Below are 14,721 nucleotides of genomic sequence, written 5' to 3' on the forward strand. Positions count from 1 at the left end.
GACCCGCCGCCACGCCCGGAGGAACGCCATGAACAGCACCACCACCCCCCACGCTGCCGATCTTCCCGCCCACCACCCGGCGCTTGCCGCCACCGACCCCGAACTCGCCGCGCTCGTCGGCGCCGAGGAGCGGCTGCAGGCCGAGACCCTGCGGCTGATCCCCAGCGAGAACTACGTCTCCCATGCCGTCCTCGAAGCCTCCGGCACCGTCCTCCAGAACAAGTACAGCGAGGGCTACCCCGGCCGCCGCTACTACGAGGGCCAGCAGAACATCGACCAGGTCGAGACCCTCGCCGTCGAGCGCGCCAAGGCCGTCTTCGGCGTCGACCACGCCAATGTGCAGCCCTACTCCGGTTCCCCCGCCAACCTCGCCGTCTACCTCGCCTTCGCCGAGCCCGGTGACACCGTGATGGGCATGGCCCTGCCGATGGGCGGCCACCTCACCCACGGCTGGGGCGTCTCCGTCACCGGCAAGTGGTTCCGCGGCGTGCAGTACGGCGTGCGCCAGGACAACGGGCTCATCGACTTCGACCAGGTCCGCGAGCTCGCCCTGAAGGAGCGCCCGAAGGTGATCTTCTGCGGCGGCACCGCGCTGCCCCGCACGATCGACTTCGCCGCCTTCGCCGAGATCGCCCACGAGGCCGGGTCCGTCCTCGTCGCCGACATCGCCCACATCGCCGGCCTGATCGCGGGCGGCGCCCACCCCTCCCCGGTCCCGCACGCCGACGTCATCTCGACGACCACCCACAAGACCCTGCGCGGCCCGCGCGGCGCCATGCTGATGTCCCGCGAGGAGCACGCCAAGGCCCTCGACAAGGCCGTCTTCCCCGGCCTCCAGGGCGGCCCGCACAACCAGACCACTGCCGCCATCGCCGTCGCCCTGCACGAGGCGTCCCAGCCCTCCTTCCGCGACTACGCCCACGCGGTCGTCGCCAACGCCAGGGCCCTCGCCGAGGCCCTCCTCGCCCGCGGCTTCGACCTGGTCTCCGGCGGCACCGACAACCACCTGATCCTGATGGACCTCACCCCCAAGGAGGTCCCCGGCAAGGTCGCCGCGAAGGCCCTCGACCGGGCCGGCATCGTCACCAACTACAACACCGTCCCCTACGACCCCCGGAAGCCCTTCGACCCCTCCGGCCTTCGCATCGGCACCCCCTCCCTCACCTCCCGCGGCCTCGGCACCGAGCACATGACCCAGGTCGCCGACTGGATCGACCGCGGCGTCGCCGCCGCCGGCTCGGGCGACGAGGACGCACTCCACACGATCCGCGCCGAGGTCGCGGAGCTGATGGCAGCCTTCCCGGCCCCCGGCCTCCCGACCTGACCCGACGCGGGCGCCCGGCCCGGGCCGCCCGCCCCGGCGGCCGTGCGTCACCGCGCGGCTGCCCGGCACCGACCGGGCCGCTCGGCACCGACCGGGCTTCCCGGCACGGCTCGGGCCGTGCGGCACCGCCCGGGCTTCCCGGCACGGCTCGGGCCGTGCGGCACCGCCCGGGCCGTACGTCACCGCTCGGGCTGCCCGGCACGGCTCGGGCTGCTCGGCACCGACCGGGCTTCCCGGCACGGCTCGGGCCGTGCGGCACCGTCCCGGACCGTCCGGCACCGCCCGGGCCGTGCGTCACCGCCCGGCCCGTCGGGCCCGCCCGTCTCGCCCGTCTCGCCCGTCTCGCCGGGCCCGCCGGGCCCGCCCGGCTCGGCGGGTGCGGCGGGTCGTGGCGGTCGCCTGCGGTCGTCGGTGGTCGCCGCTCAGCTCGCCGACTCGGCGATGCGGCGGGCCTCCTTCAGGGTCGGCTCGCCCTCCAGGCGGAGGGTCAGGGCTCCCGCGTTTCTCGTCCAGAGGAGCGTGGGGCCCGCCGTGCGTATCTCGTGGGTCCACTCCTGCCCGCTCGCGTCCGTCATCGGGAACCGCAGCAGGTGCGGCTCGGCGAACCAGTAACCCGCCGCGCCGTCCGCCATCTCGACCCACTCGGGATGCGTCCGGATCTGCTTGGCGAAGCCCACGTCGAGCCGCGCCGGGAACTCGTCGAGCCGGACCGTCCGGGTGCCGTCCCCGCGCCAGCACAGGCTGATCACCGCCCGTCCCCGCTCGGCCGAGCCGGTCACCGAGACCGCGTCCGGGGTGCGGAGCGCGCTCGGTATCAGCGGCTCGAACCCCGCCCTGCGCCCGGCCTCCTCCAGCGGCACCGGGTCGGGGCAGCCCGGCACCGGCGGGTCCGCGGCGGGGCGCGCCCACGGGTCGTACCGCACCTCGACCCCGCCGAAGCCGAACCAGTCCGCCACCGTCGCCCGCACCGGCGGCGTCAGCACCAGGACCACCAGGAGCCCGGAGAACGCCGCGAGCAACGCCTTCCAGAGCCTGCGCAGCCCCTCGAACCGGCGCCGCCGGACCGGCGTCGGCACCCGCTCCGCCAGGAGCTGAGCGAGCACACGCTCCGCCATGGTCTCCCCGCCCACGTCCGGCACCTTCAGCCGACGCCCCAGCTCCCGCAGCTCATCCGGGAGCCCGTCGCCGGACCTCTCCTCCGTCATGCTCGTCACCTCCTTCCAGCACCAGCCCGAGTCTCTTCAGCGCCCGGCTCAGCCGGGACTTCACCGTCCCGCGCGGCCAGCCCAGCGCGGCCGCCGTCTCCGACTCGTCCAGCTCCAGCAGATAGCGGTGGATCACCACTTGCCGGTGGTCCTCGCCCAGTCCGTCAAGCGCCGCGAGCAGCTGACGGCGCCTCTCCTGCTCCTCGGCCGCCACCGCCGGGTCCGCCCCGTCCGGTATCAGCGGCTCGGCGGCCAGCAGCTCCGCCTCCCGCCCCGCGACCGCCCGCTGCCGGCCCGCCGCGCGCACTGTGTTCCTCGTCTCATTGACCACGATCCGCAGCAGCCACGGACGGAACGCCGCCCCCTCCTTGAACCGCCCCAGCGCCTGGTACGCCTTGAAGAAGGCCTGCTGCACCACGTCCTCGGCCTCCGCGCCCGCGCCGCACGCCACCGCCGCCCTCAGCGCTACCGCCGTGTGCGCGCGGACCAGCGCCGCGTACGCCTCAGCCTCCCCGGCGCGTACGCGTGCGATCACCTCGGCCTCGGCCCCGTCTACGACGACCCGGCCCCCCTCCAGCGTCCTCACACCTTTGATACACCGGCGGAACGGGATCGGTTCCCCGTCCGGGCAGCCCGGGAAGTCCGGGACAACTTCCCGCACCTGAGAGAATGTGGAGCATGGCCTCTGATCGTCCCCGCGTGCTCTCCGGAATCCAGCCCACCGCAGGCTCGTTCCACCTCGGCAACTACCTCGGTGCGGTCCGTCAGTGGGTCGCGCTGCAGGAGTCCCACGACGCCTTCTACATGGTGGTGGACCTGCACGCGATCACAGTCCCGCAGGACCCCGCGGAGCTCCGCGCCAACACCCGGCTCGCCGCCGCGCAGCTGCTCGCCGCCGGCCTCGACCCGGAGCGCTGCACCCTCTTCGTCCAGAGTCACGTCCCCGAGCACGCACAGCTCGGCTGGGTCATGAACTGCCTCACCGGCTTCGGCGAGGCCTCCCGCATGACCCAGTTCAAGGACAAGTCCGCCAAGCAGGGCGCCGAACGGGCCACCGTCGGCCTCTTCACGTACCCGATCCTCCAGGTCGCCGACATCCTGCTCTACCAGGCCGACCAGGTCCCGGTGGGCGAGGACCAGCGCCAGCACATCGAGCTGACCCGCGACCTCGCGGAGCGGTTCAACGGCCGCTTCGGCGAGACGTTCACGATCCCGGCGCCGTACATCCTCAAGGAGACGGGGAAGATCTACGACCTCCAGGACCCGTCGATCAAGATGAGCAAGTCGGCGTCCACGCCGAAGGGCCTGATCAACCTCCTCGACGAGCCGAAGGCGACGGCGAAGAAGGTCAAGAGCGCGGTGACCGACACCGACACGGTCATCCGCTTCGATCCGGAGAACAAGGCCGGCGTCTCCAACCTGCTCTCCATCATGTCCACGCTCACCGGGACGAGCATCCCCGACCTGGAGAAGAGCTACGAGGGCAAGCTGTACGGCGCGCTGAAGACCGACCTGGCCGAGGTCATGGTGGACTTCGTCACGCCGTTCCGGACCCGTACGCAGGAATACCTGGACGACCCGGAGACGCTGGACTCGGTCCTGGCCAAGGGCGCGGAGAAGGCCCGCGCGGTCGCCGCGGAGACCCTGGCGCAGACCTACGAGCGGGTGGGCTTCCTGCCCGCGAAGCACTGAGTCCAAGGACTCTGGCCTCAGGGGTGGTGCAGGCCGCACACTGGCGGCTGCACCACCACCGTTTCCCGATATGACACGACTGCGGAGGAGAACGACGTGGGGACCGTAACGCTCGGCGTTTCGATCGCGGTCCCGGAGCCCTATGGCAGCCTGCTCCAGGAGCTGCGCGCGGGCTTCGGGGATCCCGCCGCGCACGGCATCCCCACGCACGTCACCCTCGTCCCGCCGACCGAGGTGGACCAGGAGCGGCTGCCCGCGGTCCAGGCGCATCTCGCCGAGGTCGCCGCAAGCGTCCGCTGCTTCCCGGTCCGGCTGAGCGGCACGGGAACGTTTCGCCCGCTCTCCCCGGTCGTGTACGTGAGGCTCGCCGAGGGCGTCTCCTCCTGCGCCTGGCTCCAGGAGCGGGTACGGGACGAGTCCGGGCCGCTCGTGCGCGAGCTCCAGTTCCCGTACCACCCGCACGTCACCGTCGCGCACGGCATCGCCGAGGAGGCGATGGACCGGGCGTACGCGGAGCTGGCCGACTTCGAGGCGGCGTGGACCTGCTCCTCCTTCGCCCTCTACGAGCAGGGCGCGGACGGGGTGTGGCGCAAGCTCCGCGCGTTCGAGTTCGGCGACAGCCGCCAGGTCGCCGCGGTCCCGGCCCAGGGCACCTCGGTGGACACCCCGACCCCGACGGGCTGACACCCAGGATCACACCGGCAGCCGCCGGAACACCGGCCTCGGCACGTGCCGCAGCGCCGACATCACCATCCGCAGCGCCCCCGGCACCCACACCGTCTCCGAGCGGCGCCGCAGCCCCAGCTCGATGGAGAGGGCGACCTCCTCCGGCGTGGTCGCGAGCGCCGCGTCCTCCAGACCGGCCGTCATCCTCGGCCGTACGAATCCGGGCCGTACGACCATCACATGCACCCCGGTCCCGTGCAGCGCGTCCCCCAGCCCCTGGGCGAACGCGTCGAGACCGGCCTTGGACGAGCCGTAGATGAAGTTCGCGCGCCGCGCGCGCTCCCCGGCCACCGACGACAGCACCACCAGCGAGCCGTGTCCCTGCGCCTGGAGCGCGCCCGCGCAGATCAGGCCCGCCGAGACCGCGCCCGTGTAGTTGGTCTGGGCGACCCGGACGGCGGCGAGCGGATCGGCCTCGTCGTGCGCCTGGTCGCCGAGGATCCCGAAGGCGAGCAGCACCATGTCGATGTCGCCCTCGGCGAAGGCCTTGCCGAGCCGCTCCTCGTGCGACGCGGTGTCGAGCGCGTCGAACGGCACCGTGTGCACGGCCGCGCCCAGCGCGCGCAGTGAGTCCGCGGCGGCCGTGAGCGCGGGCGAGGGGCGTCCGGCGAGCCACACCGTACGGGTGCGGCGGGCGATCAGCCGGCGGGCGGTGGCGAGCCCGATCTCGGACGTACCGCCGAGGACGAGCAGGGACTGCGGGATACCGAAGGCGTCCTTCATGACGATCATGCTCCTCAGGGGGCGAGACGACGAGAGAGCGGCAGTGATGAGGGCGACCGTATCGCCCGGTCCAGGTGTGATGCCTGGTTTGCGACCTCGCGTCGACACGGCGTCAGGAACCGGCATCGGCAGGGTTCTTGCCGCCTGTCTGCGATTCTGGGGAACCCGGACGCCCGCCTTCCGGATTCACGGTGGATCAAGGGGTACACCTACGACATGGACTGGCTGACCAAGCTCCCCGTCATCGGCCCCTGGGTCGCCCGGCTCATGCGGACCCACGCCTGGCGCTCGTACGAGACCCTCGACGCCGTCCACTGGACCCGGCTCGCCGCCGCGATCACCTTCATCAGCTTCCTCGCGCTGTTTCCCCTCATCGCCGTCGCAGCGGCGGTCGGTGCAGCGACGCTCAGTCAGAAGCAGCTGGACACGATCGAGGAGAAGGTCTCCGAGCAGGTCCCCGGCATCTCCGACCAGCTCGACATCAGCGGGCTCGTGGACAACGCGGGCACGATCGGGCTCGTCGCCGGCGCGCTGCTGCTCTTCACCGGCATCGGCTGGGTCGGCTCGATGCGGGACTGTCTGCGCGCGGTGTGGGGGATGGACGAGGACGAGGGCAACCCCTTCGTGCGCAAGGGGAAGGATGCGGTCGTGCTGCTCGGGCTCGGCGGGGTCGGGCTCTGCTCGCTCGCCGCGTCCTGGCTCGGCTCGACGGCGGTCGGCTGGAGCGCCGACCGGATCGGCATCTCCGACTCCGGGGCCGGCGGCATCCTGCTCCAGGCCGCGGCGGTCGCCGTCGCCGCCGTCGCGGGCTTCCTCATCCTGCTGTACCTGCTGACGCTGCTGCCCGGCGTCCAGCCGCCGCGCCGCCGCCTGGTGGTGGCGGCGGTGATCGGCGCGATCGGCTTCGAACTGCTGAAACTGCTGCTCGGCGGCTATATGCGGGACGTCGCGGGGAAGTCGATGTACGGCGCGTTCGGCGTGCCGGTCGCGCTGCTGCTCTGGATCAACTTCTCCGCGAAGCTGCTGCTGTACTGCGCCGCCTGGACGGCTACGGGGTCACGCTCGGACCCGGACGCACCGGATCCTGCGGACCGTCCTGACCGTCCTGACCGTCCTGAGCAACCTCCTCAGCGTCCTGACCGTCCTGGGCGCCGGCCTGAGCATCCTGGGGGCGGCGACGGACCGGCCAGCGGCGGTTGACCAGGAAGAAGGCACCCGCGAGCAGCAGCAGGACCCCGGCGACGACGGCGAGGGCGATCCCGACGCCACCGGACTTGTCCGCGGCGACGGTCGCGGAGGTGTTCGTGCCTGGGGCGTTCTTGCCGGGCGCCGGCGACGCCGAGCCGTCGCTCTCGGTCCCGGGGTTCGTACGGGCGGACTTCGGCGGGACCAGCTCGCCGACCGGCTTCACCTTGCCGGCCGCCGCGAAGCCCCAGTCGAGGAGCCGGGCGGTCTCCTTGTAGACCGCGTGCTGCTCCTTGGAGGACGGGTTCATCACCGTCACGAGCAGGACTTTGCCGTTGCGCTCCGCAACGCCGGTGAAGGTCGAGCCGGCGTGCGTGGTGTTGCCGTTCTTGACGCCGGCGATGCCCTGGTACTGCGCGACCCCGAGGTCGCCGGTGAGCAGCCGGTTGGTGTTCTGGATCTCGAAGGTCTCCCGCTTCTTGCCCGGCTTCACCTCGCCGGGGAATGCGGCACGCGCGGTCGCGGCGTACTCACGGAAGTCCGCCTTCTGCATACCGCTGCGGGCGATCAGCGTGAGGTCGTACGCGGAGGAGACCTGGCCCGGGGCGTCGTAACCGTCCGGCGAGACCACGTGGGTGTCGACGGCCTGGAGCTCCTCGGCGCGGTCGTTCATGTCCTGCACGGTCTTCTCGATGCCGTCGTTCATCGCCGAGAGCACGCGCACGGCGTCGTTGCCCGAGCGAAGGAAGACACCGAGCCAGAGGTCGTGGACGGTATAGGTCTGCTTCTCCTTGATCCCGACCAGGCTGGAGCCCGCGCCGACGCCGGCCAGGTCCGCGGCCGTGACCGTGTGGGTCGCCGTCCGGGGGAACTTGGGCAGGACCGTGTCCGCGAAGAGCATCTTGAGCGTGGAGGCGGGGGCCAGTGGCCAGTGGGCGTTGTGCGCGGCGAGCACGTCACCGGTCTCGGCGTCCGCGATGATCCATGACCGCGCGCTCAACTCCTTGGGCAGCACGGGCGCCCCGGGCCCGAGCCGCACCTGCGTACCGGGCACGCTCAGCAGCGTCCCGCCGACGGAGGACATCCGAGCGGGCGGCTTGGGCTGCTTCTCCTCCTTGTTGTCCACCTTGTCCGCATGGGCGGGGGCGGCGGCGAGCAGAGGGAGCAACGCGGCAGCAGCAGTGACCGCCCAAGCGGTCTTCTTCGAAGCAGACACGATCGAAAACGTACAGGTACGAAGCCGCGATCCGAACCCCGCAGGGCGGTTCGTCCGGAGCTGACCACTCGGACGCTCCGGACGCCCAGGACACGCCGGGTGCCCCCGATGCCCGCGACGCCCCGACGGCGAGGCGGGTGGGGCGGGTGGTGATACTGGGGGCATGAAGCTCAGCCGGCCCGTCTCCTGGTTCCTGCTCGCGTTCGGGGTGTGGAGCTGGTTCATCTGGATCACTTTCGTCAAGAATCTGTGGAACGACGGGAGCGGTCTCGCCTTCGACGACGCGGGCGACCCGACGGCCTACTTCTGGGTTCATCTGCTGCTCGCCATCACGTCCTTTGTCCTGGGGACGGTGGTCGGCGTGATCGGGTTGCGTGGCGTGCGCGCTCTGCGGCGCGAGCGCGGATAGTGGATAGCGGACAGGGGTTGGGGCGCGTGCTCGTCTTTCTGCTGGTGCTTGTCGTGGTCCTCGGCCTTCTGGGCGCGGTCCACTGGTACGTGTGGCGGCGCCTGGTGCGCGATGTCACCGCGCGGGGGAGCGTGGCGCGGCGGCTGGGGACGGCCGCGGCGTCCGTACTGCCCGTGCTGTCGCTCGGGGCCCTGGTCTCCGCGCGGGCCGGCGCCCCGTTCTGGCTCCAGCAGGTCGTGGCCTGGCCTGGCTACCTCTGGCTGGCCCTGCTCCTGTACGTGACCCTCGCCCTGGTGGTCGGCGAGGCCGTCCGCCCGCTGCTGCGGCGCGCCTTGGAGCGACGGGCGGCCACCCCGGCTCCCGCACCCGCCCAGGCTCCCGTGCCCGTGCCCGTGCCCGTACCCGCTCGCGAGCCCACAGCCCCGCCAGAGGACGTACAGCCCCAAGACCCGGCCGGAGCCACCCCCGTGTCGCGGCGGCTGTTCGTGTCGCGGGTCGTCGGCGGGGCCGCCGCCGCGGCCGCCGTCGGGACCGTCGGGTACGGGACGTACGGCGTGCTGCGCGGGCCGCGGATCAAGCGGGTGACCGTGCCGCTGGCCAAGGTGCCGCGGGCCGCCCACGGGTACCGGATCGCCGTCGTGTCCGACATCCACCTCGGGCCCGTCCTCGGCCGCGCCCACACCCAGCGCATCGTGGACGCCATCAACGGCACCCAGCCCGATCTGATCGCCGTCGTCGGCGACCTCGTCGACGGCACCGTCGAGAACCTCGGGCCCGCCGCCGAGCCCCTCGCTCAGCTCAGGGCGCGGCACGGCTCCTTCTTCGTGACCGGCAACCACGAGTACTTCTCCGGCGCCGACGCCTGGGTCGACCACGTCCGCGAGCTCGGCCTGCGCCCGCTGCGCAACGAACGCCTGGAGATCGCGGCCGGGTTCGACCTCGCCGGGGTCGACGACATCGCCGGCGAGAGCGAGGGCCAGGGCCCCGACTTCGCCGCCGCGCTCGGTGACCGCGACCGCGCCAGGGCCGCCGTCCTCCTCGCCCACCAGCCGATCGTCGTCCACGACGCCGTCCGCCACGGCGTCGACCTCCAGCTCTCCGGCCACACCCACGGCGGTCAGCTCTGGCCCGGCAACTACCTCGCCGAGCTCGCCAATCCGACCGTCGCCGGTCTCGAGCGGTACGGCGACACCCAGCTCTACGTCTCCCGTGGCGCGGGTGCCTGGGGTCCTCCCGTCCGGGTCGGCGCGCCCTCCGACATCACCGTCGTGGAGCTGGCCTCCCGGCACGCGTAGCCCACGCGGCAGCCCCACCAGTGACTCATCGCGCCGGGGCGGATACTACTGGCGGGTCACCAGAAGTCGGCTATCCCGGACATATACCTGCACTGTGAAGGTTTACTCTTCCACTTGTGAAATCCGTGTGATTGGGTGTCGCCATCGCGGCACGGCTCGGCGCCGCCGCGGCAGGGGTGGGTTTCGACAAAAGGAAGCACGGCGATGCGGTCGAAGGTCCGTCTGCGGATCCTCATCACTTCTGGAGTTCTGGTGGCCGCCGGGGTGGGGGGCTGGCAGCTGCTGCCCTCCGACGACGTCCGGACGGACCCGATCAAGGTCGGCACCACGGACGAGGTGACCTCGCTCGACCCGGCCGGCGCGTACGACGCCGGTTCGTGGGCGATGTACAGCAACGTCTACCAGTCGTTGCTGACGTTCAAGCCCGGTTTCACGACGCCCGTCCCGGACGCCGCCGAGAGCTGCAAGTTCATCGGCACCAGGCTCACCACGTACCAGTGCGAGCTCCGGGACGACCTCACCTTCGCGGGCGGCCGCAAGGTGACCGGCGAGGACGTCGAGTACTCCTTCGAGCGGATGCTGAACATCAAGGCCGACGTCGGTCCCTCCTCGCTCTTCCCGACCCTGAAGAGCGTCGTGGCCGAGGGTCAGACCGTCACCTTCAACCTGGCCGGCCGAGACGCGACGTTCCCGCTGAAGCTCGCCACCGGCGCCGGTTCGATCGTCGACCGCACCCAGTACCCGGCCAAGCAGCTGCGCGTGGGCAACACGGTCGCGGGCTCGGGGCCGTACGTCCTCAAGGAGTACAAGCCCGGCGAGAGCGCGCGCCTGGAGCCCAACCCGAACTACCGGGGCGCGGTCTCCAAGACGGGCGGGACGGTCGTCGTGAAGTACTTCACGGAGTCCGAGCAGCTCGCCAACGCGTGGAAGACGAAGCAGGTCGACATCACGCACCGGCAGATGCCGCCGGAGTTCCTCTCCACGGTGGGGAGCAGCAAGGACTCCGCCCGGGTCACCGAGGCGCAGACCGCCGAGATCCGCAATCTCTACTTCAACGTGAAGTCCGGCTCGCCGATGGCGGAGAAGGCGGTCCGGCAGGCCGTCGCCGCCGTGATCGACCGCCCGGCGATCGTCACCGGCGCGTACCACGGCACGGTCCAGCCGCTGTACTCGCTCATCCCGCAGGGCTACAACGGCCACAGCACCTCGTTCTACGACGCCTACCCCGAGCCGTCCAAGAAGACGGCCAAGAACCTCCTGAAGGACGCGGACGTCGAGACGCCCGTCAGCTTCACCCTCGGCTACCGCAAGGACGCCACGTACGGCGCCGAGGCGGCCGAGCTGAAGCGGCAGCTGGAGGCGACCGGGCTGTTCAAGGTGAAGCTCGTCGAGGCGGAGTGGCAGGACTTCCAGAAGGCGTACGTGAAGGGCGACTACGACGCCTACCCCGTGGGCTGGCTGCCCGACTTCCCGGACTCCGACAGCTTCACCGCCCCGCTCGTGGGCGCGGGCAGCGCGATGCACACCGGCTTCGCCAGCAAGAAGATCGACTCGCTGATCGCCGCGACGCAGCAGTACAGCGACCGGGCGGCGGCCGCCAACGACTTCGAGGACATCCAGTCGGAGGTCGCCGAGGACGTTCCGCTGGTGCCGCTCTGGCAGAAGAAGGACTACGTGCTGGCGACGACGGAGGTCGCCGGCTCGCAGTACCTCACCGACGGCACCGGCATCTGGCGGCTCTGGGAGCTCAGCTGGATCTGAGGCGTGGGCCTGAGGCCCGAGACCTGTACGGACCCCGAGGGGCCCCGAGCCGCATCACACGGCTCGGGGCCCCTCGTGCGTCAGTCCTTCGCGGCCTTCGTCCGCTTCGGCTTGCCCGAGGCGGCCATGCCGGCCGCCGTCGGCATGAAGTCGGCGAGGAGGTCGTGGGTCTCGCGCACCAGGGGGCGCAGCAGCCGGAAGCGGGAGAGCGAGATCGCCCGGGCGGTGACCGGTGCGAGGCGCTCGACGAGGCGGCGGCTGTTGGCGCAGCCCTCGGAGCGGTCGTACACCCAGAACAGCACCAGGCCCATCTGCTGGAGCCAGAGCAACTGGGGCAGCGGCTCGGCCAGTTCGGGATCGACCTTGACGTCCGCCCCGGAGATGACGCGGCGGTGGACCTCGATCGCGGCCTCGCGCGGGCCCTCCGACTCGGGGGAGAACGGGCTGAGCGGGCTGTCCGGGTCGGCGGCGTTCTTGAAGAACTGGGCCGCGAACTCGTGGTACGGCTCGGCGATGTCGAGCCAGCCGAGGAGGACCCCGCGGATGCGGGCCGTGAGGTCCTTCTCGTCGCTGTCGAGGATCTCCGCGACGGCCGCCTGGTGCTCCTCGGCGATCCGGTCGTAGAAGCCCTGGACGAGGTGTTCCTTGGAGGCGAAGTAGTAGTACGCGTTGCCGACGGAGACCCCGGCCTCCTGGGCGATGGCCCGCATGGTCGTCTTGTCGTAACCGCGCTCCTTGAAGAGCCGGAGGGCGGTTTCGAGGATGAGCGTGCGGGTCTGTTCGCTCTTCGCGGCCTTGGCCGGGGCCTTCGCCCCGTCGGCGGCGGGCTCGGTGGGCTGCACTGCCTTCGCGTCCTTCACAGTGCCCGAGCCTAACCGGGTGCGCCGGGCGGCTCACACGTCCCGTCCTCGCAGGCCGGTCCGTAGGCCTTGACCGCCTCACGCCACTTGGCGGCGGCGAGGACGGTCGCGCGGGCGAAGGGCTGTCCGGCCGGGGTGGCCAGCCAGTGGGCCTTGGGCCGGTGCTCGGCCAGCGCCCAGAGGCAGACGATCCACGCGGGGGCGCCGCGGTAGATCTGTCCCCGGTCCCCGATCACGGTGATCTCCTTGAGGGTGGACGCGTGGTCGAGGCCGGGGAAGCGCCGCCGGGCCTCCTGGGAGGCGGCCGGGACGAGGTCGAGCGGGACGAGCTGACGCTGCCGCAGAAGCCAGTGGCGCAGATGGACGCAGAGCGAGCAGTCGGCGTCGTACAGCACGGTGAGGCGGTGTACGGGAGTGACCGGGGTGACGGGCGTCCGGCTCATCCGACTCTCCTCTCAGGCTCCGGCCACGGGCGGGGCCCACGGACCCTTGGCGTTGTCCGTCCAGCCCTGCGGGGGCACCGGCGGGACCTGTTCGCGCTCCATCACGCCCCGGCGGCGGATCTTGTTGAGGACGTAGACGTTGCCCAGGTGCATCACGCCGAGGACGAGGAGGACCACGCCGAGCTTCACGGACAGGGCCTCGAAAAGCGCCCGGGCGTCGGCGACGGCCTCGTCCTGGCTGAGGTAGAGGGCGACGAAGCCGAAGTTGACGAGGTAGAAGCCGACCACCAGGAGGTGGTTGACGGCCTCGGCGAGCTTCTCGTTCCCGTGCAGGACGTCTGCCAGGAAGATCCTTCCGTTACGGCTGAGTGTGCGGGCGACCCAGATGGTCAGAGCCACGCTGATCAGCAGGTAGACGATGTACGCGACGACAGTGAGGTCCATGCCCCACCCTCCCTTGAACGCGTTCAAAAGCTGGCAGGCGTGACTGTAGACCCCTTCTTGAACATGTTCAAGTAGGGGTCTGGAGAGGGTGTGCGAAAAGGAGGGGCTGCCGTCGCGCCTGGGGCTTAGGGTGACGCCTGATGCTCTCTCATGACCTGGCCGGTGAAGGCCCTTCCGTCGTTGTCCTGCTCCACTCCGGCGTCTGTGACCGGAGGATGTGGGACGCGCAGTTCGCGGCGCTGGCCGCCGCCGGCACCCGCGTCGTCCGCTGCGACCTCCGCGGCTTCGGCGAGACCCCGATCGACGCCCCGCACACCCACTCCGACGATGTCGTGGAGCTCCTCGACGCGCTCGGGATCGAACGGGCCGCCCTCGTCGGCTCCTCCTTCGGCGGCGAGGTCGCCCTGGAGGTCGCCGTCCGCCACCCCGGGCGCGTCTCGGCGCTCGCGCTGCTCTGCGCCGGGATGCCCGGCTACGCGGCGAGCGACGAGCTGCGTGCCTGGGGCCGGCGCGAGGACGAGCTGCTGGAGGCGGGCGACCTCGACGGCGCGGTCGAGCTCAACGTCGACACCTGGCTCGGCCCGGAGGCCGGGGACGAGGCGCGCGAGCGCGTACGGCTGATGCAGCGCCGCGCCTTCGACGTCCAGCTCGCCGCCCCCGGGGAGTTCCGCCCGGTCGACGCCGGTGTGGAGGCGGCGGAGCTGGCCGGCATCGACGTGCCGTGCCTGGTCGTCTCCGGGGCGCACGACGTACCGGACTTCCGGGAGATCGCCACCCGGCTCGCCGCCGTCCTGCCGGACGTCCAGCACATCGACCTGGACTGGGCCGGTCATCTCCCCGCGCTGGAACGCCCGGAGGAGACGACGGAGCTGCTCGCCGAGTTTCTGACCGCGCAGGCCGGCAGCCGAGGTGCCGCTAAAGCCCCCGCCGTATCCGGTCCGTGATCGTGCGGTCGGTTGATCCGGGCGTCGGCGGCGAGCAGGTAGGCCGCCGACAGGCCCGGTGGGCTCAGTGGATGCAGAGGCAGAACGGATGGCCCGCCGGGTCCGCGTAGATCCGCCAGTTGGCCTCCGGGCGGAGCTGGTCCGTCCGCTCCAGCACGGTCGCGCCGAGGGCGAGCGCCCGCTTCTCCTCGCCGTCGAGGTCGTCCACGTCGAAGTCCAGGTGGACCTGCTGCGGGCGCTCCTGGCCGGGCCATTCGGGCGCTCGGTAGCCGTCCACCCGCTGGAAGGCCAGCGGCGTCCCCTCGAACCCGTGCACCTCGACCCAGTCGGAATCCTCCGGATCCGCAACCACGCGCCCGCCGAGCAGATCCGCGTAGAACTCCGCGAGCCGTACCGGATCATCGCAGTCCAGCGCGACCGCCTGCAGCTTTCGAATCACTTCCGACACCCCTCGCTCTTCAGCCGCTTCCGCGACGCCCCAGGAGTCGTACCCG

The 14,721-nt window shown here is 71.6% G+C and carries 15 protein-coding genes and 1 pseudogene; 8 read left to right on the top strand and 8 right to left on the bottom strand.

Translation table 11 applies throughout. The features are described from left to right. The first annotated feature begins 28 nt into the window (after positions 1 to 28). Positions 29 to 1,324 (top strand): serine hydroxymethyltransferase, encoded by a 1,296-nt coding sequence (locus tag ACZ4VI_RS07005; protein WP_467997379.1) that lies wholly within the window; start codon positions 29 to 31, stop codon positions 1,322 to 1,324. 422 nt (positions 1,325 to 1,746) lie between these two features. On the opposite strand, the gene ACZ4VI_RS07010 is transcribed toward ACZ4VI_RS07005, so the two are convergent. Together ACZ4VI_RS07010 and ACZ4VI_RS07015 are read right to left on the bottom strand one after the other, a co-directional pair. Continuing rightward, entirely contained in the window at positions 1,747 to 2,529 is a 783-nt protein-coding gene (locus ACZ4VI_RS07010) for a hypothetical protein (protein WP_467997380.1), read from the bottom strand. After that, positions 2,492 to 3,115, bottom strand: coding sequence for an RNA polymerase sigma factor (locus ACZ4VI_RS07015; protein WP_467997381.1), 624 nt, complete (start codon positions 3,113 to 3,115; stop codon positions 2,492 to 2,494). The genes ACZ4VI_RS07010 and ACZ4VI_RS07015 overlap by 38 nt, the downstream gene beginning before the upstream one ends. A gap of 92 nt (positions 3,116 to 3,207) precedes the next feature. Here ACZ4VI_RS07015 and trpS point away from each other — a divergent pair, with 92 nt between their 5' ends. Together trpS and ACZ4VI_RS07025 are read left to right on the top strand one after the other, a co-directional pair. After that, positions 3,208 to 4,221, top strand: a complete 1,014-nt coding sequence (gene trpS / locus ACZ4VI_RS07020) for a tryptophan--tRNA ligase (protein ID WP_467997382.1) — start codon at positions 3,208 to 3,210, stop codon at positions 4,219 to 4,221. A 96-nt stretch (positions 4,222 to 4,317) separates the two neighbouring features. Beyond that, a complete protein-coding gene (locus ACZ4VI_RS07025; protein WP_467997384.1) occupies positions 4,318 to 4,905 on the top strand; it encodes a 2'-5' RNA ligase family protein in 588 nt (195 codons plus the stop codon). Between the two features lie 9 nt (positions 4,906 to 4,914). Here the strand turns inward: ACZ4VI_RS07025 and ACZ4VI_RS07030 are convergent, their stop codons facing one another. Further along, entirely contained in the window at positions 4,915 to 5,670 is a 756-nt protein-coding gene (locus ACZ4VI_RS07030) for a decaprenylphospho-beta-D-erythro-pentofuranosid-2-ulose 2-reductase (protein ID WP_467998077.1), read from the bottom strand. Positions 5,671 to 5,886: 216 nt separating this feature from the next. Between ACZ4VI_RS07030 and ACZ4VI_RS07035 the strand changes: the two genes are divergently transcribed. Beyond that, positions 5,887 to 6,870, top strand: coding sequence for a YihY/virulence factor BrkB family protein (locus ACZ4VI_RS07035; protein WP_467997386.1), 984 nt, complete (start codon positions 5,887 to 5,889; stop codon positions 6,868 to 6,870). A 346-nt stretch (positions 6,871 to 7,216) separates the two neighbouring features. On the opposite strand, the pseudogene ACZ4VI_RS07040 reads toward ACZ4VI_RS07035, so the two are convergent. Then, positions 7,217 to 8,296: pseudogene (locus tag ACZ4VI_RS07040) on the bottom strand (D-alanyl-D-alanine carboxypeptidase); the annotation flags it as partial. Between ACZ4VI_RS07040 and ACZ4VI_RS07045 the strand changes: the two are divergent. The 3 genes from ACZ4VI_RS07045 to ACZ4VI_RS07055 all read left to right on the top strand — a co-directional run bounded on the left by ACZ4VI_RS07045 (position 8,235) and on the right by ACZ4VI_RS07055 (position 11,536). Further along, positions 8,235 to 8,480, top strand: a complete 246-nt coding sequence (locus tag ACZ4VI_RS07045) for an SCO4848 family membrane protein (RefSeq protein ID WP_362365345.1) — start codon at positions 8,235 to 8,237, stop codon at positions 8,478 to 8,480. The pseudogene ACZ4VI_RS07040 and the gene ACZ4VI_RS07045 overlap by 62 nt on opposite strands. A gap of 26 nt (positions 8,481 to 8,506) precedes the next feature. Further along, positions 8,507 to 9,775, top strand: coding sequence for a metallophosphoesterase (locus tag ACZ4VI_RS07050; protein WP_467997387.1), 1,269 nt, complete (start codon positions 8,507 to 8,509; stop codon positions 9,773 to 9,775). Between the two features lie 204 nt (positions 9,776 to 9,979). Beyond that, the gene (locus tag ACZ4VI_RS07055; protein WP_467997389.1) at positions 9,980 to 11,536 is read left to right on the top strand and encodes an ABC transporter substrate-binding protein; all 1,557 of its coding nucleotides are present in this window, start codon (positions 9,980 to 9,982) and stop codon (positions 11,534 to 11,536) included. Positions 11,537 to 11,616: 80 nt separating this feature from the next. Here the strand turns inward: ACZ4VI_RS07055 and ACZ4VI_RS07060 are convergent, their stop codons facing one another. Genes ACZ4VI_RS07060 through ACZ4VI_RS07070 form a run of 3 tightly spaced genes read right to left on the bottom strand, consistent with a single transcriptional unit; the run spans position 11,617 to position 13,283 of the window. After that, positions 11,617 to 12,396: a TetR/AcrR family transcriptional regulator gene (locus ACZ4VI_RS07060; protein WP_467997390.1), complete on the bottom strand. Its 780-nt coding sequence runs from the start codon at positions 12,394 to 12,396 to the stop codon at positions 11,617 to 11,619. Positions 12,397 to 12,407: 11 nt separating this feature from the next. Continuing rightward, the gene (locus ACZ4VI_RS07065) at positions 12,408 to 12,839 is read right to left on the bottom strand and encodes a thiol-disulfide oxidoreductase DCC family protein (RefSeq protein ID WP_467997392.1); all 432 of its coding nucleotides are present in this window, start codon (positions 12,837 to 12,839) and stop codon (positions 12,408 to 12,410) included. A gap of 12 nt (positions 12,840 to 12,851) precedes the next feature. Next, positions 12,852 to 13,283 (bottom strand): hypothetical protein, encoded by a 432-nt coding sequence (locus ACZ4VI_RS07070; RefSeq protein WP_467997394.1) that lies wholly within the window; start codon positions 13,281 to 13,283, stop codon positions 12,852 to 12,854. A 137-nt stretch (positions 13,284 to 13,420) separates the two neighbouring features. Between ACZ4VI_RS07070 and ACZ4VI_RS07075 the strand changes: the two genes are divergently transcribed. Then, a complete protein-coding gene (locus ACZ4VI_RS07075) occupies positions 13,421 to 14,227 on the top strand; it encodes an alpha/beta fold hydrolase (RefSeq protein ID WP_467998079.1) in 807 nt (268 codons plus the stop codon). 64 nt (positions 14,228 to 14,291) lie between these two features. Here the strand turns inward: ACZ4VI_RS07075 and ACZ4VI_RS07080 are convergent, their stop codons facing one another. After that, positions 14,292 to 14,666, bottom strand: coding sequence for a VOC family protein (locus tag ACZ4VI_RS07080; protein ID WP_467997395.1), 375 nt, complete (start codon positions 14,664 to 14,666; stop codon positions 14,292 to 14,294). Positions 14,667 to 14,721 lie beyond the last annotated feature (55 nt).

The sequence above is a fragment of the Streptomyces sp. NPDC029169 genome (assembly GCF_055563935.1).